Source organism: Paracoccus pantotrophus (assembly GCF_008824185.1).
GTDB lineage: Bacteria > Pseudomonadota > Alphaproteobacteria > Rhodobacterales > Rhodobacteraceae > Paracoccus > Paracoccus pantotrophus.
Map to the genome: position 1 here is coordinate 1182425 of NZ_CP044426.1, position 20013 is coordinate 1202437.

General features: G+C 61.3%; 19 protein-coding genes, 1 tRNA gene and 1 pseudogene. 12 read left to right on the forward strand and 9 right to left on the reverse strand.

What is annotated here, in order from left to right; genetic code table 11:
* Window positions 1-172 precede the first annotated feature (172 nt).
* The 5 genes from ESD82_RS22255 to ESD82_RS16350 all read left to right on the forward strand — a co-directional run bounded on the left by ESD82_RS22255 (window position 173) and on the right by ESD82_RS16350 (window position 3581).
* A complete protein-coding gene (locus tag ESD82_RS22255; RefSeq protein ID WP_147427841.1) occupies window positions 173-493 on the forward strand; it encodes a hypothetical protein in 321 nt (106 codons plus the stop codon).
* Window positions 490-843: a toxin-antitoxin system TumE family protein gene (locus tag ESD82_RS16335; RefSeq protein ID WP_147427839.1), complete on the forward strand. Its 354-nt coding sequence runs from the start codon at window positions 490-492 to the stop codon at window positions 841-843. The genes ESD82_RS22255 and ESD82_RS16335 overlap by 4 nt, the downstream gene beginning before the upstream one ends.
* Complete coding sequence (locus ESD82_RS16340) at window positions 840-1229, forward strand: HVO_A0114 family putative DNA-binding protein (protein WP_147427837.1); 390 nt, start codon at window positions 840-842, stop codon at window positions 1227-1229. Before ESD82_RS16335 ends, ESD82_RS16340 begins: the two co-directional genes overlap by 4 nt.
* On the forward strand, window positions 1226-2914 hold the full coding sequence (locus ESD82_RS16345; RefSeq protein ID WP_147427835.1) for a recombinase family protein: 1689 nt from the start codon (window positions 1226-1228) through the stop codon (window positions 2912-2914). Before ESD82_RS16340 ends, ESD82_RS16345 begins: the two co-directional genes overlap by 4 nt.
* A 280-nt stretch (window positions 2915-3194) precedes the next feature.
* Window positions 3195-3581: a hypothetical protein gene (locus tag ESD82_RS16350; protein ID WP_147427833.1), complete on the forward strand. Its 387-nt coding sequence runs from the start codon at window positions 3195-3197 to the stop codon at window positions 3579-3581.
* Window positions 3582-4178: 597 nt separating this feature from the next.
* On the opposite strand, the gene ESD82_RS21855 is transcribed toward ESD82_RS16350, so the two are convergent.
* Window positions 4179-4601 (reverse strand): hypothetical protein, encoded by a 423-nt coding sequence (locus ESD82_RS21855; protein WP_167521778.1) that lies wholly within the window; start codon window positions 4599-4601, stop codon window positions 4179-4181.
* A 132-nt stretch (window positions 4602-4733) separates the two neighbouring features.
* Window positions 4734-4856, reverse strand: a complete 123-nt coding sequence (locus ESD82_RS22650) for a helix-turn-helix domain-containing protein (RefSeq protein WP_147427831.1) — start codon at window positions 4854-4856, stop codon at window positions 4734-4736.
* 69 nt (window positions 4857-4925) lie between these two features.
* On the opposite strand from ESD82_RS22650, the gene ESD82_RS16365 reads away from it, so the two are divergent.
* A protein-coding gene (locus ESD82_RS16365) for an IS3 family transposase (RefSeq protein ID WP_114669626.1) occupies window positions 4926-6115 on the forward strand; the annotation gives its coding sequence in 2 pieces (ribosomal slippage) (window positions 4926-5178 and window positions 5178-6115; 1191 coding nt in all).
* Between the two features lie 19 nt (window positions 6116-6134).
* Here the strand turns inward: ESD82_RS16365 and ESD82_RS16370 are convergent.
* A pseudogene (locus ESD82_RS16370) lies at window positions 6135-6569 on the reverse strand (recombinase family protein); the annotation flags it as partial.
* 444 nt (window positions 6570-7013) lie between these two features.
* Between ESD82_RS16370 and ESD82_RS16375 the strand changes: the two are divergent.
* The 3 genes from ESD82_RS16375 (at window position 7014) to ESD82_RS16385 (ending at window position 9925) form a co-directional block, all read left to right on the forward strand.
* Window positions 7014-7946, forward strand: a complete 933-nt coding sequence (locus tag ESD82_RS16375) for an IS5 family transposase (RefSeq protein WP_147427828.1) — start codon at window positions 7014-7016, stop codon at window positions 7944-7946.
* A gap of 441 nt (window positions 7947-8387) precedes the next feature.
* Window positions 8388-8813 carry a transferrin-binding protein-like solute binding protein gene (locus tag ESD82_RS16380; RefSeq protein ID WP_147427826.1) on the forward strand — a complete coding sequence of 142 codons (426 nt, stop codon included), beginning with the start codon at window positions 8388-8390 and terminating at the stop codon, window positions 8811-8813.
* A gap of 188 nt (window positions 8814-9001) precedes the next feature.
* Window positions 9002-9925, forward strand: coding sequence for a hypothetical protein (locus tag ESD82_RS16385; RefSeq protein ID WP_147427824.1), 924 nt, complete (start codon window positions 9002-9004; stop codon window positions 9923-9925).
* A 24-nt stretch (window positions 9926-9949) separates the two neighbouring features.
* On the opposite strand, the gene ESD82_RS16390 is transcribed toward ESD82_RS16385, so the two are convergent.
* From ESD82_RS16390 to phaC, 5 genes are all read right to left on the reverse strand, one after another.
* On the reverse strand, window positions 9950-11281 hold the full coding sequence (locus tag ESD82_RS16390) for a tyrosine-type recombinase/integrase (RefSeq protein WP_147427822.1): 1332 nt from the start codon (window positions 11279-11281) through the stop codon (window positions 9950-9952).
* Between the two features lie 114 nt (window positions 11282-11395).
* Window positions 11396-11485 (reverse strand) — tRNA-Ser (locus tag ESD82_RS16395).
* A gap of 50 nt (window positions 11486-11535) precedes the next feature.
* The gene (phaR, locus tag ESD82_RS16400) at window positions 11536-12123 is read right to left on the reverse strand and encodes a polyhydroxyalkanoate synthesis repressor PhaR (RefSeq protein ID WP_024844657.1); all 588 of its coding nucleotides are present in this window, start codon (window positions 12121-12123) and stop codon (window positions 11536-11538) included.
* Window positions 12124-12271: 148 nt separating this feature from the next.
* Window positions 12272-12745: a phasin gene (locus ESD82_RS16405; RefSeq protein ID WP_024844658.1), complete on the reverse strand. Its 474-nt coding sequence runs from the start codon at window positions 12743-12745 to the stop codon at window positions 12272-12274.
* A 113-nt stretch (window positions 12746-12858) separates the two neighbouring features.
* The gene (gene phaC, locus ESD82_RS16410) at window positions 12859-14898 is read right to left on the reverse strand and encodes a class I poly(R)-hydroxyalkanoic acid synthase (protein ID WP_244314532.1); all 2040 of its coding nucleotides are present in this window, start codon (window positions 14896-14898) and stop codon (window positions 12859-12861) included.
* A 395-nt stretch (window positions 14899-15293) separates the two neighbouring features.
* Between phaC and phaZ the strand changes: the two genes are divergently transcribed.
* Complete coding sequence (phaZ, locus tag ESD82_RS16415; protein ID WP_051419784.1) at window positions 15294-16637, forward strand: polyhydroxyalkanoate depolymerase; 1344 nt, start codon at window positions 15294-15296, stop codon at window positions 16635-16637.
* A 33-nt stretch (window positions 16638-16670) separates the two neighbouring features.
* Here the strand turns inward: phaZ and ESD82_RS16420 are convergent, their stop codons facing one another.
* On the reverse strand, window positions 16671-17414 hold the full coding sequence (locus ESD82_RS16420) for an alpha/beta hydrolase (RefSeq protein ID WP_147427820.1): 744 nt from the start codon (window positions 17412-17414) through the stop codon (window positions 16671-16673).
* A 166-nt stretch (window positions 17415-17580) separates the two neighbouring features.
* Between ESD82_RS16420 and thrS the strand changes: the two genes are divergently transcribed.
* Both thrS and ESD82_RS16430 read left to right on the forward strand, forming a co-directional pair.
* A complete protein-coding gene (gene thrS / locus ESD82_RS16425; RefSeq protein ID WP_024844662.1) occupies window positions 17581-19527 on the forward strand; it encodes a threonine--tRNA ligase in 1947 nt (648 codons plus the stop codon).
* 226 nt (window positions 19528-19753) lie between these two features.
* Window positions 19754-19960: a cold-shock protein gene (locus tag ESD82_RS16430; RefSeq protein ID WP_011747293.1), complete on the forward strand. Its 207-nt coding sequence runs from the start codon at window positions 19754-19756 to the stop codon at window positions 19958-19960.
* Window positions 19961-20013: the final 53 nt, after the last annotated feature.

A 20013-nucleotide genomic window follows, 5' to 3' on the forward strand; every position in this document is an offset into this window, starting at 1 on the left:
TTACGCACAATTCTGAAGGACTGGTAAGCGCTCTTTTGTGTCAAGCATCAGGGGTGCCGCCAGCGCGTAGGCGAAAATGCGGCACGCTACAGGCCGCCGACTGCCCTCCATGGTTCGCTTAATTCCAGGGCCTTGAGCGCCCCGGAATCCACACCGAACCAAGGAGGATTCCATGTGCGCAGAGCGCCGTCGCGCCCACAAAGGGCGACCGCGACAGCCAGTCCCCGAGACACTTCCCGACGATCTTTTCGATTATGCCGACGAACCCACGCCGGACGGCCGGGAGCGCCGCAGGTCGCCGCTTCGCATCGTCGATGTAGAGTCGTTGCCCGTCTTCGACGACTGGCCCGAGAAGGTGCCGATCACCGAGGAAGAACTGCAAATCTTCGAGCGGTATTTCGGTGACGTGCTCGACCGGCTGTTCGGCCCAATCGACGATCCTGACAATCAGGGCTTGCAACGGTTATCCTCTGATGATAACACTAAGCCATGAGCGAGGATCGTGACCCGAGCCTCGACACGCTTCTGGACCTCGACGGACAGGTGCTCGTTGTCGATCCCGAGGGCGGCCATTGGGTGAAGTTCGTTGTCACCCGCGTTCCGGCATCGCCGGAGAAGCCGCACGGCCTCGATTACTCGCTCACGCTTCACGGGCCTTCGGGCGAACGACTGGTCGGCTTTGACAACGCCCATCCGGTCGGCCGAGGCGGGCGCGGCGAGCCGATGGACCATCGGCACCGCCTCCAGACCGTGAAGCCATACGCCTACGAGGATGCGGCCACGTTGCTGGCCGACTTCTGGCAGGCGGTGGACGCGGTGTTGAAGGAGCGAGGCGTAACATGACCACATTGAAAGTCGGGATTGCCGGCTACGAAGAGATGAAGGCCCGCACGTTGCGGATCGCCAAGGGCGAGGAAAAGCCCGCGCCTGACGATCCGAAGGTGTGGTTCACATCCATGGAATCCTTCGCGCAGCTCCTTTCGAGCGGGAACCGCGAGTTGCTGCGCGTCATCGACGAGCAGTCACCCGGTTCGCTGGAGGAACTGTCGCGGATCACGGGACGGGCGAAGCCTAACCTGTCCCGAACCCTCAAGAAGATGGCGAGCTATGGCCTGATCCGCATGGACCCCGGCGAGGGCCAGAAGCTCGTCCCCAAGGTGCTGCATGACCGCGTGGAGCTGGAATTGCCGCTGATAGAACGCCGCACGGCGGAAGGAATCCGGTCATGAATATGCAAAGTCCCCATGTCGCGCTGCGCGCCGCGCTCTACCTGCGCGTCTCCACGACGCGGCAGGCCGAGCATGACGTGTCGATCCCTGACCAGCGCAAGCAGGGCGAGGCTTATTGCGCCTCGCGCGGCTATCAGCTTGTCGAAACCTTCGTGGAGGCCGGCGCGTCCGCCACCAATGACCGCCGCCCCGAGTTCCAACGGATGATCGAGGCAGGCACGTCCAAGCCCGCGCCCTTCGATGTGGTTGTGGTCCATTCGTTCAGCCGGTTCTTCCGCGATCACTTCGAGCTGGAGTTCAACGTCAGGAAGCTCGCCAAAAACGGCGTCAAGCTGGTGTCCATCACGCAGGAGATGGGCGACGATCCCATGCACGTCATGATGCGGCAAATCATGGCGCTGTTCGACGAATACCAGTCGAAAGAGAACGGCAAGCACGTCATGCGGGCCTTGAAGGAGAACGCCCGGCAAGGCTTCTGGAACGGCTCGCTGCCACCCATCGGCTACCGCGTTGTCGATGCCGAGCAGCGCGGCGCAAAGATGAAGAAGAAGCTGGAGATCGACCCGCTTCATGCCGACACCGTGCGGCTGATCTTCCGCCTTGCGTCGGAAGGCGACGGCACGTCCGGCCCGATGGGCGTCAAGAATATCGTCAACTATCTGAACAAGCACAACCTGTTCACGCGCAACGGCGGGCGTTGGGGAATCGGCCAGCTTCACCGTGTCCTGACCCGGCGCACCTATATCGGCGAGCATCGCTTCAATCGCCGCTCCAACAAGGGTGTGGTAAAGCCGGAGGAGGAAATCGTCACCGTCCCGGTGCCGCCGCTGATCGACCTTGAGATATTCGAGGCCGTGCAGAACCGCTTGAAAGTCAACAATCCGAAGGTGACGCCGCCGCGCGTCGTCAGCGGCCCGAACCTGCTGACCGGCATTTGCCATTGCGGAAATTGCGGAGGCGCGATGACGCTGCGCACCGGGAAGAACGGCCGCTATCGCTACTATGCCTGCTCGATTCGGGCACGGCAGGGCGAAACTGGCTGCAAAGGCCGCGCGATTCCCATGGACAAGCTCGACCGCATGGTGGTGACGCATATCGAGGAAAGGCTGCTGGACCCCGAGCGGATCGAAGACGTTCTCGCCTCGCTTCTGGATCGCCGGCAGGAAGGCGTCGAGCGGCGCGGCCAGCATATTGCCGAGTTGAACCATCGCGCGGCCGAGGCCGACAACCGCCTCAAGCGCCTCTACGACGCTATTGAAGCCGGTTCGCTCGACCCGGCCGAGTCTTCCCTCGGCGAGCGCATCGCGGGCCTCACGGCGCTTCGGGATCAGGCGCGGGCCGATGCCACGCGGATCGAAGCTATGCTCGCAAGCTCCACCCACCAGCGTCTAACAGGGGCAGCCGTGCGGGAATTGGCGAGCGAAGCACGCACCCGACTTCGGCTTGGAAAGGGCGGCTATCGGCGGGAACACGTCCGGGCCTTCGCCCAGCACGTCGAGGTCGCGGATGACGCGATCTACATCAAAGGAAGCAAAAACGTCCTGTTGAGGACACTGGTAGCCACGAAAGGAGGGAAAACGGCGGGAATCGGCGTTCCCGGTTTTATACCGAAGTGGCGGACGGTGAGAACCACAGGTTGGTTTATGGGCGGAATTTACCTAAGTAATAACAACATACTACGTTGAAGCTGGCAAGTCTGTGTAACCTTGCGACACTTTTTGTGTCACCTCTCCTCGTACAGCTTCTCTGCTGACCGCTTACGCTCAGAAAGTGTTCGCCAAGCGGACTATATAGAACGAAATAGTCCCTCGGAATGAAATGCGACACTCTCCGATTATCTGCCCGCAGTGCCAAAGCACCTTTACTCCGCACCGCCGCAATCAGAAATATTGCTCGGACAATTGTAGGAAGTACTTCAATCGTAAGGACCGCTCAAACGAGTACCTTAGAGAATCCAGGGAGGACATGGAGAGAGTTCATGATCTGACAGATTCTTACATCCGCAATCATAAGCCAGATGAACGTGGCCTGTTCCTTGCCAGCCTTATTGTCGCTGCCATCGCTGGCAACCGAGGCGTGATGCGAGCATTGCAATATCGAGGATACCTTAAGACCAGCAACGAAGATTTCGGACGCTACCCTAGCATTGGAAGGCAAGCTGACCGTATTTGCCGATCTGTGTATGGGAAGGGCTTATCTGTGTTCCTCAACAAGCATGAACTCTTTGATCCTCAGAAGCTTGCCTTGTGGGCGCCAAACCCGCCTCCCCCACCCATGCCTAAAGGATGGGACTACCGGGAGCTCCTTGGCAGTCATAACGAAGCTACGGAGAAAATGGCTTACGCCGCCTAATCCGCCACCGGCATATATAGAGATAACCAAAAGCTGAGAACCCGCAAACTTTGAGCAGGCTCCCGACGGCCTTTGGCTAGTCCCAGAGAAGGGGATTGCTATCCTCACCATTGAGAGATAGCCAAAGCGCCCAACCCTAAGACGTAAGGAGGCACCTTTGGTAGTCACTCCCCGGCGGAGGATGATAATCCTCCTACCCTAGGGAGAAGCCAGAGGCCCAAACCCTGAGACCTTAAGGAGCCCTCTGGCTCTGCATTGGATCAATCCAAAACAGCAGCAGCGTTAAAGCCCATCCTTGAGAAAGCTCTAGTAACTATCTGAGCAAGCCAAGGATGGCTCTTTCGTGTTTCCAAGTCGTCCTTCGGAATCCTATGGGCGGGGTTGGGTGTTGCCCAAAAGAAGCAGTTCAACAATATTTTTACATACCAGCTAGTTAGCTCAACCCCTCATCGACGTTTATCGGATGACCACTATTCAGCGCCGAACATGTCTTGGTTCAGCAACTTCAGTGTGCTTTTTCTGCATCACCTAGATCACAAGACTCGCAAGAGCCTAAGGGCTCCGTTGCATAAGCGAGAAGTCGCTCATAAGGCATCCTCACTTTCTTGTGAGGGAAACAAATGAATCTTCGTATTGCAACCATTTTGGCTGCTTCAGTCCTACTGGCTGGATGCCACCATTACTCGCGGGACCAATGATGTGCTCGTCGTGAACTCGACTCCCTCCGGTGCGCAGGTCAAAATGAGCGATGGTCAAACCTGCACCGGCACTCCGTGTACATTCAAAGTTCCCCGGAAGTCGGAACTGAACGTTCTTTTGACCAAGGAAGGCTGCAAGCCTCAGCAGGTCCGAGTGACAAATCGTGTAGCTAGTGGGGGTGGCGCAGCGATGGCTGGCAACGTCCTTGTTGGCGGGATCATCGGTGCCGGCGTAGACGCGAGCAGCGGTGCCATGCTTGAGCTTATTCCCAACCCCGTTGAAGTTCAGCTCGAATGCCGCAGATGAGCTAAACTCACGCAAGTGTTAGTCTGAGGTAGTGTCCACCATCCGTAGTGGACACTATCGGTTACTGTCTGAGCACGGCACAGTAGTCGGACCGGGCGGATGCTTTTAGAGAGCCTGAAGCATCTCCCCGGAGCCTCTGCGGCCCTTCTAGGCGGCAACCTTCCCCAATGCCCGATAGACGGACCTCTCCGATACCCCAAGTCGCTGGGCGATAGCTGACTTTGTGAGACCCTCAGAGGCAAGCTGTCGGATGGCCTGGGCCTGCCGCATCGCCGTTGACCTGCCCCGGGATTTTTCCTCCAGATGCGATTAGAGTCCGGCCCAACTTGAGGACGGACAATGAAGCGAACGAGATTCACGGACGAACAGATCATCGGCATCCTGGCAGAGCATGAGGCAGGCGCGAAGTGCGCTGACCTGTGCCGCAAGCACGGCATGTCGGAAGGCACCTTCTACAACTGGAAGGCCAAGTTCGGCGGCATGACGGTGTCGGAGGCGAAGCGGCTGAAGGGGCTCGAGGATGAGAACGCCAAGCTGAAGAAGCTGCTGGCCGAGCAGATGCTGGATCTGGCGGCGATGAAGGACCTGGTTGCAAAAAAGTGGTAGGGCCCGCCGTGAAGCGTGAAGCCGTTGCGTATCTTCGGGCCGAGCATGGCCTCTCGGAACGGCGGGCCTGTCACATCGTCGGCGCGGATCGAATGATGATCCGCTATCGATCCCGACGCGCGCCGGATACGGCGTTACGCGGTCGGTTGCGGGACTTGGCCAACGAGCGCCGGCGGTTCGGTTACCGGCGCTTGTTCGTATTGCTGCGCCGCGAGGGCGAGCCCTCGGGGATCAATCGGATCTATCGGCTCTACCGCGAAGAAGGGCTGACGGTGCGCAAGCGGAAGGCACGGCGCAAGGCGGTCGGAACACGGGCCCCTATCCTGGTCGAGGCGCGGCCCAATGCACGCTGGTCGCTGGATTTCGTCCATGACCAGTTCGATTGCGGGCGAAGATTCCGGGTGCTGAACATCGTCGATGACGTGACCCGGGAATGTTTGGCGGCGATCCCGGACACCTCAATCTCGGGGCGGCGCGTGGCGCGAGAACTGGCCGCCCTGATCGAACGCCGCGGAAAGCCCGGGATGATCGTCTCTGACAACGGCACCGAACTGACCAGTAACGCGATCTTAACCTTTGCCGCCGATCGCGACATTGAGTGGCATTACATCGCCCCGGGCAAGCCGATGCAGAACGGATTTGTGGAAAGTTTCAACGGGCGGATGCGGGACGAGCTGCTCAACGAGACCATGTTCCGCAACCTGGCCCATGCCCGTATCGTGATCGCCGCCTGGGCTGCCGACTACAACACCGAACGCCCGCACTCGGCCTTGGACTACCAGGCCCCGGCTGACTACGCGCGGACCCTGACCGCCGCAATCGCCCGCCCCGCTGCGCGAGATGAAAGCTCCGCGCGTCGGGCGATTGCTCAACCTGCGCCAATTGGCGTAAACACTAACCGGGCTCCGGTCGCGGCTGGATGAAAGTTCAGGGGCAGGTCACCGTTGGTATCCGGCCCTTGTACCGTCCCTCTGCCTTCGCCTTGGCGATCCCTTCCCGCTGGCGCTCCAACATCATGGCCCGCTCGAACTCTGCGATTGATCCCATGATGTGCAGCAGCAGCTTCCCTGTAGCGGTGCTTGTATCAATGGCAGGGTCTAGGATGCGGAGAGCGACGCCCTTAGCTGTCAGGGTTGCCACAAGCTCCCCAAGGTGGGCGACGTTCCTTGCCAGCCGGTCGAGCTTGGTGACGACTAAGGTATCTCCTTCCCTCAGGTAATCCAAACAGGCCCTAAGCTGGGGCCGATCCCCGACCGAGCTAACCTGTTCCTGAAAGACCTTGGTGCATCCCTCACGGCTCAGCGTCTCAAGCTGGGCCTCAAAGCCTGCAACCTGTTCAGTGGTGCTTGTTCGCGCATAGCCAACGATGGCGCTCATTGTGTCATCCTCTCTGCCAATAGACTCTAGGACCTTGTGCTATGGATACTGCCAAAAATCAGCAGCCATCCATATGGCAGCCAATTCAGCACGGTCCTGTCAGTGACACTGAGGCAAGCCCATTGGCAGACCCTTGAGTGACCGGAGACGATCTCAAGGTCTCTTCTCTCCGCGAACTCCAAGGTAGGGACTATGGTGCGACGCTAGGCTAGGTAAGCTGGGGCGGGGCTTCCCCATAGTACTCGATAGGGGTCCCAAAGGGGGGTGAGGGGTTTCGCTGATCGACTTCAAAAAGCGGGGTCATTATTGCTCTTGTTATTTTTTCGTTGAGCTTTCCGGTGTTCAAACTAAAGGATCGCTGTACGAGCCCTCAGAGGGGCGTTGTTGCAGAAGTCGCGCTCGATCAGGATTCCCGCGGCGAATCCATGTGGTTAGGCTTCTGGCATGACTAAGCCTGCCCCTGTCCGCTACCGGACGACGAACTGGAAGTCCTACAATGATGCGCTGAAGCAGCGCGGATCTCTGCTGATCTGGCTGGACAAGGACATGACGTGGCTCGCGCCGAAGGTCGGTCGCAATGGTCGTCCTTCGGTTTTCAGCGATGCCGCGATCCAATTCTGCCTGATGGTGAAAGTTCTGTTCGGGCTACCGCTGCGGCAAACGACCGGGATGGTGACGAGCATTCTGTCGATGGCCGGCCTCGATTGGCCAGTGCCTGACTTCTCAACCCTGAGCCGCAGGCAGAAACGTATCACGGTGCAGGTATCGACCCGCCGTGCGCCCGGCCCCCTGAACCTGCTGGTGGACAGCACGGGGATCAAGTTTCTCGGCGATGGAGAATGGCTTGCGCGCAAGCATGGCGCGCAGCGCCGACGCCAATATCGCAAGGTGCATCTGGCGATGGACACGGCCACCGGCGACATCCGTGCTGTAGAGTTCACCTCAAGCGACAAAGGTGACAGCCCCATTCTGCCTCATTTGCTGGACCAGATCCCGCCCGATGAACAGATCGACACCGTGACCGGCGATGGCGCCTATGACACTCGGCGTTGCCACGCTGCAATCCTGGAACGCGGTGGCGCAGCGGTCATACCCATCCGCAGGAATGGGCGACAATGGCGCGAGGACTGCCCCGCCGCCAAAGCTCGCAACGAAATCCTCAAGGCCACACAGCGCCTGGGAAGGGCAGCCTGGAAACGCTGGTCCGGATATCACGCCCGAAGCCGGATCGAGGCGAAGATGAGGTGCCTGAAAGCCTTCGGGGAACGCATCGCCTCACGCGATCCGGACCGACAGACAGCCGAAGTCCAGATCCGCGTTGCACTCATGAACCGCTTCAATGCACTCGGCACCGCCGAGATCGAACGCGTGGTATGAGCCCAAAGGGGGAAGGGGGGCGTCCGGCAACTGCCTGACTTCTGCAACAACGCCCCTCAGAGGCACCGTTCATGCTTGGCAGCTGCTCAGTATAGAGTTGGCGTTCAGGCGTGGAGACAGGCGCCTCAACGGGTCACGTATCCCTTTGCCACGATCCACGGCTCTTCGGGCAACACATGCCCCACCGTGCTGCCGCATCGAGTGCTGTGCATGTGTGTGATTCCGGCAACAAACTGATTGAAAATTCACGGTGCCGTGAACAAACACTCATTTGTATGTAGAAGTGCGCAGGCGACATTTCGCCTAGTCTAACGATAGGTTTGAACAATGAAGTATCTTGTATGCGCCATGACTGCAGTGGCCCTTCTTAGTGCGTGTGGCGGCGGAGGTGGCGGCAGCGGTGGTACGCCTACGTCGTGGAGCGGCCTAGAACGACAGGGCATGGGCCTGCTAGAAGATTGGGAAAACGCTCCTTATACTACGGTTTCCCAGATGCCTCAGACAGGGACAGCCACTTACCGTGGCGTTGCCATGTATGGGGAGGGCGAAGTTCTTTCCTCCGCCGAAATGCAAGCAAATTTTGCGAATGACTCCATCTCAGGGCGTCTTCACAACTTCCAAGCACAGAACGGCACCCCAATTTCAGGTGAGGTTGCGATCCGAAACGGTGTGATCACAGGGGCTGAATATTCAGCAACTCTTGCAGGACAGCTAAGTGCTGCAGGGGAACGAGCTTCTGTTTCCGGCACGGCTTACGGTGACTTCTCTGGACGTCAAGCGGAAATAGTCGATGGGTCGATCTCCGCGCAAGTAGAGACATCTTATGGCACTGAGTATGTATCGGGCGAGATGATACTTAAGCGCTAGAAGAACAACCAACTATAATGACCGGCGCCTCGTTGCGCCGGTTACTTGATTCAGGCGCTTGCTCAATGAAAATAATCCACGTCTGGTTTTTGCGGCTCGCAATGATCTTCGTTACCTGTCCTCTGCCTGAGGCGCACGCATGGACCCGTGATCAATTCACAATAGCCCCAACCCTAATGAAGTTGAGGATGCTAGGCGAAGAAATTCATGAGCCACAGGTCTGGCAGCTTGCGGGCCGCCTTGCTTATCAGGAGGGATTCGGCAGTTCAGGGTTTCAGAAGCGAGCATCGAACTGGTCATTACAGCCAATCATAAATTACGACACAAACGTCAACAATGGCTTCTCCAACGATGCTATCAATATTGGCGGCTTGGACTTCCTTGTTGACGAGCAGTTCCGACGCGAACAAGCTCCGGTCGTTGGTGCATCACTGAGTGGAAGCCATGTATGGGGATTGTCAAGAAAGTTATCCTTCAATGTGGACCATACTGCACGGTATGTTCACGCATGGAATGGCAACTATGATAAGTGGTCAGTGGCAGTCCAGCCTTGCGTCGCTTACTTTATCGCCTCAGCATCTCGGGCTTATGCCTGTGGAGCGACCGAGCGAGCGGTGACTGAACTAACGGAAAGAAAGGAGAAATCAATTTCTCTAGGAGCGTCGACAGCATATACCATAGGAACTTACTTCCAAAGCAGTCAGATTACGATGAAGCGATCCACTATCAGCAGTGGAGTAGACTATGTACAGGACTCCATCACTTACCAGCACGAAACCCTCCTCGGCGATGGAACGCTAGTAGGCGTGAAGGTAAAGCTCTCAGAAGCAGTAGATAATGTTTTTGTGAGCCGTGAGTTCTTTCACCTCACTGCTGCAAAGATAGTAGCTGGGCGCCGCCTTGAAGCGGGATACATACAAGAAAATAGACGCGGGGGAATGTTCCTCAATGAGGCGCGGAAAGAAAAACTGCGCGGCATTATTGTCTCTGCAAGAATCTCGAACAGCCTTAGCATGCGAGTCGGAAGATTTCATAACGAAGCATCTAACTCTTTCAATAATGATCAGTTTACGGTCTTTGACATAAATATCAACCTTTTGAAATTACGTTAATGTAAGCGCCACCATATCTTGCCGCTAACCTGTTATGACAACCTTTAGCATTGCCTCTCGCAATCTCGCGAGGCTGAACCCCTGCCCATAGCCTTCACTCACGCCCTGAGGCTTCCACCCTCCGATTTGCTCCCGAATGTCTTTAGGCACCCCAGCGTCCCTGAGGCGATCCACAAAGGTATGGCGAAAGCTATGGAGTCCTTGCCCTTTCTTCGCCAGTTCCTTGTCCTTCATCCACTTGTTTAGAGCAGCAGATGCTGTGTTGGCGTTGAACTCTTTGTCTAAGGATTTTGGCTGAAAGACAGGGAACAGGTTTTCGCCCTCTGTGGTCATAGCCCTCTGGACCGCCCACAAAGCCTCCCCAACTAAGGGAACCCGTCGCTCCGACTGCTTGTTCTTGAGCCTTCTATTCTGGTTGGGGCGGATTAAGATATGCGGAACATGGTCGGACAAGAAGACGTCCTCCTTCCGTAGCCCCACAATTTCTGCCTGTCTTGCCCCGGTGTCTGATAGCAGCGAGATAGCCCAGCGCCTTTGATCATCGGTCTCCCGGCATTTTTGCTGAATAGCCCGTAGCTCGTCGGCACTATACGGTAGCCGCTTACTTGGCTGAGAAGCCTCGCCTTCCGAGACGGTGAGTCCCTCGAAGGGGTTTCCCCGTTCCAGCTTTAGCTCAAACTCCCTGATAGCTGTGTCGAGAACTGGCTTGACCTGATAGACATACTTCCGGATCGTTTCAGCAGAGACACCCCTCTCCCGTAGCTTGGCGACAAACTGGTTGGCGTGGTCTCGTCGAACATCAGTGATGATTGCATCTCCGGTGATGCCCATGAGCAGGTCCCAAGCGCGGTCAAACTGCTGCTGACCGATTTTGTTCCTTGGCCCCTTCCCTAGTTCGATGTGCTTGCCCTTGGCATCGCTGAGAGTGCGAGGGACTTGCTTTCCCATCAGCAGGTCAAGGGTAAGCCGGTTTTGGGGGCTGGGCTCCGGCTGGTACTCAAAGGGCTCGTAGGGACCGCCCGTCAGTTCATCTATCAGCCGATCAATGGTGAGAGTGTCCCGAAACCGCACCCCGTCTCCGGGCTTCACTCCGGCGGCCTCTAGACGTGCCAGCGCCGCCTTGGGGCTGACAGCTTCATCAGTGCCTCTCAGGTGATTGGCCCAAAGAGCATCCTGCCTGCGGGCGTGTTCATCTGCCCTCTTGGCGGCCTCTCTCTGGTCAACGGTCTTCAAGGAGAAGAACAGAACCGACTGAGGCTTTCCTGAAGCGTCTCGGTGCAAGCCCTCACATCCAGCCTTCACGCGGCGGCGGAAGTACCAGACATTTCCTCTCTTCTGAATGTACTTAGCGGACAAGCGAAAGGCCCCTGAGTCGAACAGCAAGACCACAGTGTGTCACCTCTTGTGTCACCTTGTGGAAGCTCAGAGAACGCTTAATCATTTGATTTCAAACAAGAAACTCAGATGATTTGGCGGACGGTGAGGGATTCGAACCCTCGAGACGGTTCCCCGCCTACACACTTTCCAGGCGTGCGCCTTCGACCACTCGGCCAACCGTCCGTGGCGGTTCCTCTAGCGCGACGGACCGCGGGGCGCAAGACGCAGTTCTCTCAAAGCTTCGAAATCCGCTTCTGCAACTCGGCAAGCTGGCGGCGGATCTCGGCCATGTCCTCGGGTGCGGAGCCCTTCTGGCCGCCACGGCGGGTCTCGTCCGTCTCGGTCTCCTCCATCTCGGGGCCGCTGCTGCCGGCGCCCCAGCCCGCCGCCATCGCCTTCAAAAACAGCTGCTGCTGGCGCTGGAGCGCCTCGAAACCCGGCATCGAGGACATCGGGTTGGGAAAGGTCGACAGATTCTCCATCATCTTCGACTGACCCTCGCGCAGCATCTCGAAGCTGGCGGCCAGGAATTGCGGTACCACCGATTGCGCCTGGGTCGTGTAACTGCGCACCAGGTCGATCAGAACCTCGATGGGTAGCACGTTCTCGCCCCGGCCCTCATGCTCGGCGATGATCTGCAACAGATATTGCCGGGTCAGGTCGTCGCCGGTCTTGAGATCGACGATGCGGACCTGCCGCCCGGCACGGATGAAGCCCGCGATATCCTCAAGCGTCACGTAATCGCTGGTCTCGGTATTGTAGAGGCGGCGGCTCGCATAGCGCTTGATCAGAAGCGGGGTCGTGTTCTCGGGCTCAGCCATGGCTCCTCCGGCAGTGCATTTGCAGCATGATGGGAAATGACCCGGAAAAATGCAAAGAAAATCGCCATCCTGCGCCGGAAGCAGGGGCGAGGCATAAGAAAAGGGGGCAGCGAACTGCCCCCTGTCCCGAAACCGTCAAGGACCGCAATCAGGCCTTGGTCACGGTGCTGGCCGAAGTCGCGGCGGCAGCGGCTTTCTTGACCGCGGCCTGGGTGTCGCGGCTGGCCTTTTCGGCGGCCTTCTGCGCGTCGGCAGCCAGATCCTTGCCGGCGGTCAGCATCAGGTCGACGGTGTCCATCTGGACCTTCTTCGCCACTTCGGCAAAGGCGGCCATGTGCTCGGCAGCCATTTCGGCGGCGGCGGTGGCGAAATCGCTCAGCGCCTTGGCGTATTCGGCCGGCTCTTCCTTGGACGAGGTCAGCTCGCCCATGCGCGCGATGGTGTCCTTGGCCCATTGGGCCGAGATCTCGGTCGAACGCTCGGCAGCGGCCAGCGCGACGCGGGCCATCTTTTCGCCCAGCGCGGTCTGCGACTTGAAGGCGTCCTGGAACGACGAGGTGTCGACCGGGAATTTCGCCATAACTTCTTGCATGGTCTTGGTAAAGTCAGGGGTCTTGGCCATTTGCTCTCTCCTAGGTCGGCGCGAAGCTTCGGCACCGGTTGAACTGTTCTGTCCAACATATACTTTCTGCACCGCAGCATTGCAAGGTTTTCTTGCTGCGGTGCAGAAAAATTTTACGCCCGCTCGTGGACGTAAAGGCCCGGCGCAGGGCCGAAGCCCTCGCCCGGGTCGCGGGCATCGACCATGCCCCCCGCCCGCCGGGCCAGCCATTCGCCCCAGCGGCCCCACCAGCTGCCCTCGTGATGGCTGGCCTTGTCCAGCCAGTGCTGCTCGCCCTGACCGAAACCGGCGTCCGAGGTATAATGGCCGTATTTCTTCTTGCTAGGCGGGTTGACGATGCCGGCGATATGGCCCGATTCGGACAGGATGAAGGTCTTGTCCCTGGAACCCATCTGCGCGATGCCGCGCCAGCTGTCCTTCCAGGGCGCGATATGGTCGGTCTCGCAGGCGATGGCGCAAAGCGGCACGGTCACGTCGCCGACATGCAGGCGGTGGCCCATCAGATCGAACCCCTCCTTGACGAAGCGGTTCTGCTGGCACAGGCCGCGCAGGTATTCCACGGCCATGCGCCCGGGCAGGTTGGTGCCGTCGCCGTTCCAGAACAGCAGGTCGAAGGCCGGCGGCGTCTCGCCCAGCATGTAGCTGCGGATCGCCGGCCCCCAGACCAGGTCGTTGGCGCGCAGGAAGCTGAAGGTGCGCGTCATCAGCTGCGCGCCCAGGATGCCGGTCCGCGCCGCCTCCTCCTCGATGCCTGAGACGAAATCCTCCTGCAGATAGGCAGTGAACTCGCCCTGGTCGGCGAAATCGGTCAGCGCGGTGAAGAAGGTGGCCGCGTTCACCCGGTCGTCGCCGCGCTGCTTCAGCAGCGACAGGGTCAGCGCCAGGGTGGTGCCGGCGATGCAATAGCCCACCGCATTCAGCTTTTTCTGGTCGGTCAGATCCAGAACCCGGTCCATCACCTCCAGATAGGCGCTGACGTAATCGTCCATGCCGGTGTCGCCATAGCTGGGGTCGGGGTTCTTCCAGGCCACCACGAACAGCGTATGGCCCTGGTCCACGATCCATTTGATCAGGCTGTTCTGCGGCTTGAGGTCGAGGATGTAGAATTTGTTGATCCAGGGCGGAAAGATCACCAGCGGGATCTCATGCACCTGCGCGGTGGTGGGCTTGTACTGGATCAGCTCGTAAAGCTTGGTGCGCGCGACCACCGTGCCCTCGGTGGTGCCGATGTTCTCGCCCACGCGGAAGGCATCGCGGTCGGCCAGCGACACGATCAGCTCGCCGCTGTTCTGCTCGACGTCGCGCACCAGGTTCTCAAGGCCCCTGACCAGGCTTTCGCCCTCGGTCTCCAGCGCCTTTTCCAGCGCGTCGGGATTGGTGGCCAGGAAATTCGTCGGCGCCATCATGTCGATCATCTGGCGGGTGAACCATTCGATCCGGCGCCGGTCGGTCATCTCGGGCAGGTCCAGCGCGCTGGCCGCCTCCTGCAGGGCCTGGGCGTTGATCTGGTATTGCCGCTTGATGAAGTTGAAGAAGGGATGCGCCTCCCACAGCGGGTTGGCAAAGCGCCGGTCCCGCGGCCCTTCGCTGGGCGGCGGCGTCAGCGTGCCGCGGGCAAAGGCGGCCTGGGCCTCGGCGAAATGGCGCAAGGTTTCGCCCCAATAGCTGACCTGCTGGCCGATCACCCGCTCGGGCTGCTCGGCCAGAAGCTTGATCCAGGCCGAGGTCGCGGTGGCGAAAAGGTCGGGGCCCGGCATCTCGACGCCGGGATTCGAGGGACGGCGCTGCGCCAGCGCGCTGATCAGGCGCTGGGTCAGCGATTCGATGCGCTCGATGTTCTGGGCCAGCTGCTCGGGCAGGCGGCTGCCGGGACCGAAGGCCGCCTCGACGAAGGCGGCGGTGGTCGGGCTCGGATGCGGCTCGGCAGCGAGTCCGGCAGACTGGCCGGTCCCCGCCGGGGCGGCAGCCTGGGCGCGGGGCGCGGCCATGGGCGGCACGCCGCCGCCCGGTCCGACGGCGCCCAGCGGACGCAGCGCCTCGTCGGCCATACTGAGCGAGGCGGTCTCGGCCTGCGCCTTCGCGGCGGCCTTGCCCGAGGGCTTGCGGCGCGGACCGGGGCGCGGATCGCTGCGACCGGCCCCCCGCCCGCGCAACGCGGGCTTGCGTGTGCCGGCCTTGGCGGCAGGCTTGGCGGGATCGGAGGCCGCGGCCGCCTTGGACCTGGCAGGCGCCGCGGGCTCCGGCACGGGCTCGGGCGGGGTCTTTGCCGCGGCCTTTTCGCGCCGCGGTCGCGCCGGCTTTTCCGAATCGGCAGGCTTCGGCTCCTGTTTCGCGGCCCCGGCGCGGCCCTTGGCCCCTGCCCCGCGGCCCCTGCGTGGTTTGCCCCCGGCTTCGGCCGCGCCCGCAGCTTCCGGTTTTTCGTCCTTGCCCGCCATAATTGACAATCCTCCCTGAACCGTAAAATCATTATGCCCAGCACAATACGCAGGTAAAGCCGTGTCCTTCCCCGGCAAGGCCGAATCCGGCGGGTTCATGGGAGAAGGTTGCAATGACGACGTACAAGGGTTTGAGAGGGATCATCTCCTATGATGCGATGGAGACGATCCGCAACACCAATGAATGGATGGGCGCCAGCGCGCGGGCCCTGGCCTCCTACCCGGCCTTCGCGCTGCTGCCCAATCCGCTGTTCAAGCTGATGTCGGCCTGGGGCCGGGTGACCGAGCGCAGCTTCGCGCGCATGGTCATCAAGCCGGACTGGGAAATCCCGCCCGTCGTCTCCGAGGACGGCCAGGACCATGTCGTCTATGTCGAGCCGGTGATTGAGCGCCCCTTCGGCGACCTGGTGCATTTCCGCGTCGCCCGCCGCGCGCCGCTGGCGCGCAAGGTTCTGCTGGTGGCGCCCATGTCGGGCCATTACGCCACGCTCCTGCGCACCACGGTCACGTCCCTGCTGCCCGATTGCGAAGTCTATGTGACGGATTGGCACAATGCCCGCGACATCCCGGTCAGCTGCGGCAAGTTCGACATCGACGATTACACGCAATACCTGGTCGATTTCATCCGCCATCTCGGCCCCGACACCAATGTCATCGCCGTCTGCCAGCCCGCGCCGCTGGCGCTTGCCGCAACCGCGCTCCTGGCCGAGGAAGACCCCAAGGCCCAGCCGCGCTCGCTGATCCTGATCGGCGGCCCGATCGACCCCGACGCGGCGGCGACCGAGGTGACCGATTTCGGCAACCGCATCACCATGGGCGAGCTCGACTACCTGATGATCCAGCAGGTCGGCTTCAAGTATCGCGGCGCCGGGCGCATGGTCTATCCGGGCCTCGCGCAGCTTTCCTCCTTCATCGCCATGAATGCCGAAACCCATGCCAAGGCCTTCCTCGACAAGATCTTCGCCGAGGCGCGCGGCCAGGGTTCCGAAGGCGACAAGCACAACACCTTCTACGACGAATATCTCGCCGTCATGGACATGACAGCCGAATTCTACCTCTCCACGGTCGAGCGCATCTTCAAGGAACGCGAGATCGCGCAGAACCGCTTCACCGTGAACGGCAGGCCGGTCGATCTGGGCAAGATCACCGATGTCGCGGTGATGACGGTCGAGGGCGCCAATGACGACATCTCGGCGCCGGGCCAATGCGTGGCGGCGCTGGCGCTTTGCACCGGCGTGCCCGCGAACCGCAAGACCCAGCACCTGGAACCCGGTGCCGGCCATTACGGCATCTTCGCCGGGAAAAGCTGGCGGTTGAACATCCGTCCGCTGGTGCTGGATTTCATCGACGAGCAGGTGCAGCCCGCCGGCCAGCGCAAGCGCCGCCGCGGCGGCCCGGTCCCGGTCGATTGCGGCCTCGCCAACCTGTCCGAACACGACTCCAAGATCGCGGTCTAGGAAACCCGGCGCGGCCAACCGGCCGCGCCCCTCTCACCCCCGCGCCAGCACCTCCTCGACTGCCGCGCCGATCAGCGCCAGGCAATCGGGCGTCGAAAAGCGGTGATCCGCCCCCTTCACCAGCGTCAGCCGCATGTCCTCGCCGCGGGCATGGTCCAGCAGGTCCAGCGCCCAGGCCATCGGCACATCGGCATCCGCGGTGCCCTGCAGGAAGCGCGCCGGAAAGGGCAGCGGCAGGGGCTGGTCCAGCACCAGATGGTCGCGCCCGTCCTCGATCAGCCGGCGGGTGATGACATAGGGCTCGCCATAGTCGCTGGGCTGCTCGACCCGGCCCCGCTCCTGCAGCGCCGCGCGCTCGGCCGGTGAAAACCCGGCCCAATAGCCGCGCTCGGTGAAATCCGGCGCCGCCGCCACCGTGACCAGCCCGGCCAGCCGCTCGGGCATGGTGCGTGCCAGCAAGAGGCTGATCCAGCCGCCCATGGACGAGCCGACCAGCACCTGCCGCCCCTCGGTCAGCCCGCGGATCGCTGCCATGGCATCGGAAAACCAGTCGCCGATGCAGCCCTCCTCGAAAGCGCCCGAGGATTCGCCATGGCCCGAATAGTCGAAGCGCAGGAAGGCCCGCCCCTGCGCGCGCGCCCAATCCTCCAGCCACAGCGCCTTGGTGCCCTGCATGTCCGAGCGGAACCCGCCCAGGAACACTATGCCGGGCCCCTGCCCCTCGATCCGCTCATAGGCGATGCGTCGCCCCTGCGGCCCTTCCATGAATTGCGTCATTTCTCCGTTTCCCAAATACCCTGCGGGGGAGTCGCGGAACGCGACGGGGGCGCAAAGCCCCCTTGCACACCTAGCCGCATTGACAACGCCCGGCAATCGCGCCACACCCGCGCCACATACCCGCAGCCGGGCGTTCCGTGGGCGCCAAACCGACGAGGAGGACTCCATGTCCCAGATCTCCCTGACCTTTCCCGATGGCAATGCGCGCGACTATCCCGCCGGCATCACTGCGGCCGAGGTCGCGGCCTCCATCGCCCCCAGCCTGGCCAAGAACGCCATCTCGGCCAGTCTCGACGGCCGCCATATCGACCTGCAATGGCCGATCACGGCCAGCGGCAAGATCGCCATCAACACCATGAAGGACAGCGAGCCGGCGCTGGAGCTGATCCGCCACGACCTCGCCCATATCATGGCCCGCGCCGTGCAGGAGCTGTGGCCGGACGTGAAGGTCACCATCGGCCCGGTGCGCGACCAAGGCTGGTTTTACGATTTCGACCGCGCCGAGCCCTTCACCCCCGAAGACCTGGGCGCCATCGAGGCGCGCATGAAGCAGATCATCGCCGCCCGCGATCCGGTGCGCACCGAGGTCTGGGACCGCGCCCGGGCGCGCGCCCATTACGAGGCGCAGGGCGAGCCCTTCAAGATCGAACTCCTCGACCGCATCCCCGAGGGCGAGCCGATCCGCATGTACTGGCACGGCGACTGGCAGGATCTGTGCCGCGGCCCGCATCTGCAGCATACCGGCCAGGTGCCGGCCGACGCCTTCAAGCTGACGCATGTCGCCGGCGCCTATTGGCTGGGCGACGCCTCGCGGCCGATGCTGCAGCGCATCTACGGCGTGGCCTTCAAGAACCGCGACGACCTCAAGGCGCATCTGACCATGCTGGAGGAGGCCGCCAAGCGCGACCACCGCAAGCTGGGCAAGGAAATGGAACTCTTCCATTTCCAGGAGGAAGCGCCGGGCATGGTGTTCTGGCACCCGAACGGCTGGTCGATCTATCGCGAGCTGGAGGCCTATATGCGCCGCCGGCTGATCCGCGCCGATTACAAGGAAATCAAGACGCCCCAGGTCGTGGACCGCATCCTGTGGGAGAAATCCGGCCATTGGGAAGCCTATCGCGAGAACATGTTCATCGTCGAGGTGGACGAGGAGGGGGCTCGCGAAAAGCGCATCAACGCGCTCAAGCCGATGAACTGCCCCTGCCATGTCCAGGTCTACAACCAGGGCCTGAAGAGCTATCGCGACCTGCCGCTGCGGCTGGCCGAATTCGGCTCCTGCCACCGCTACGAGCCCTCGGGCGCGATGCACGGGCTGATGCGGGTGCGCGGCTTCGTCCAGGACGATGCGCATATCTTCTGCACCGAGGACCAGATCGAGGCGGAATGCGCCGGCTTCATCGAACTGCTGTCCTCGGTCTACCAGGATCTCGGCTTCGGGAAATTCGACATCAAGCTCTCGACCCGCCCCGAGGTCCGCGTCGGTTCCGACGAGATCTGGGACAAGGCCGAGGCGGCGCTGAAAGGCGCCATCGAGCATCTCGGCCTGCCCTATGAGGTCAATCCCGGCGACGGCGCCTTCTACGGGCCGAAGCTCGACTTCAAGCTGACCGACGCCATCGGCCGCGAATGGCAATGCGGCACCTTCCAATGCGACTTCAACCTGCCGCAGCGGCTCGAGGCGGAATATGTCGGCGAGGACGGCATGAAGCACATGCCGGTCATGCTGCACCGCGCCGTGCTGGGCAGCTTCGAACGCTTCATCGGCATCCTGATCGAGAACTATTCGGGCAAGCTGCCGCTCTGGCTCGCGCCGCGCCAGGTGGTGGTCGCCTCGATCGTCTCGGGCGCCGACGATTACGTGCATCAGGTGGTGGCCGCGCTACGCGATGCCGGGCTGCGGGCCGAGGCCGACACCCGCAACGAAAAGATCAACTACAAGGTGCGCGAGCATTCAGTCGGCAAGGTGCCGGTCATCATGGCCGTGGGCCTGAAGGAGGTCGAGGAGCGCAGCGTCTCGATCCGCCGCCTCGACCGCCAGGGCAGCGAAAGCCAGGGGCTCGAAGCGGCCATCGCCGCGCTGCGGGCCGAGGCCACCCCGCCGGATCTGCGCTGAACACCCGGCTTGGCGACAATTTGCCGATGCGAACGCGCAAGATGACCCTACGTCACCTTGCGCGGCGCATTCGTGCTTGCGTTTTTTGGCGAATCGTTCATCCTCTCGTCCGCGTGAGCACGACTTTCTACCGCCTCCCTTCACGGGGCAGCCGGACTTGACGGGAAAGGGCTGCACGGCCTGGGCGCAATCTCGCCCCAGGATGACTTGAAGGAGAGACGGTATAATGGCTACCGGCACCGTAAAATGGTTCAACGCCACCAAAGGCTATGGCTTCATCGCGCCCGATGACGGCGGCAAGGACGTGTTCGTCCATATCTCGGCGGTCGAACGCGCCGGCCTGACCGGCCTGAACGACAACCAGAAGATCGCCTACGAACTGCAATCGGGCCGCGACGGCCGCAGCTCGGCCTCGGATCTGAAGCTGCTCTGATTCGGCGACACCCGGAATTTCGGAAACGGCCGGCCCGCATGGCGCCGGCCGTT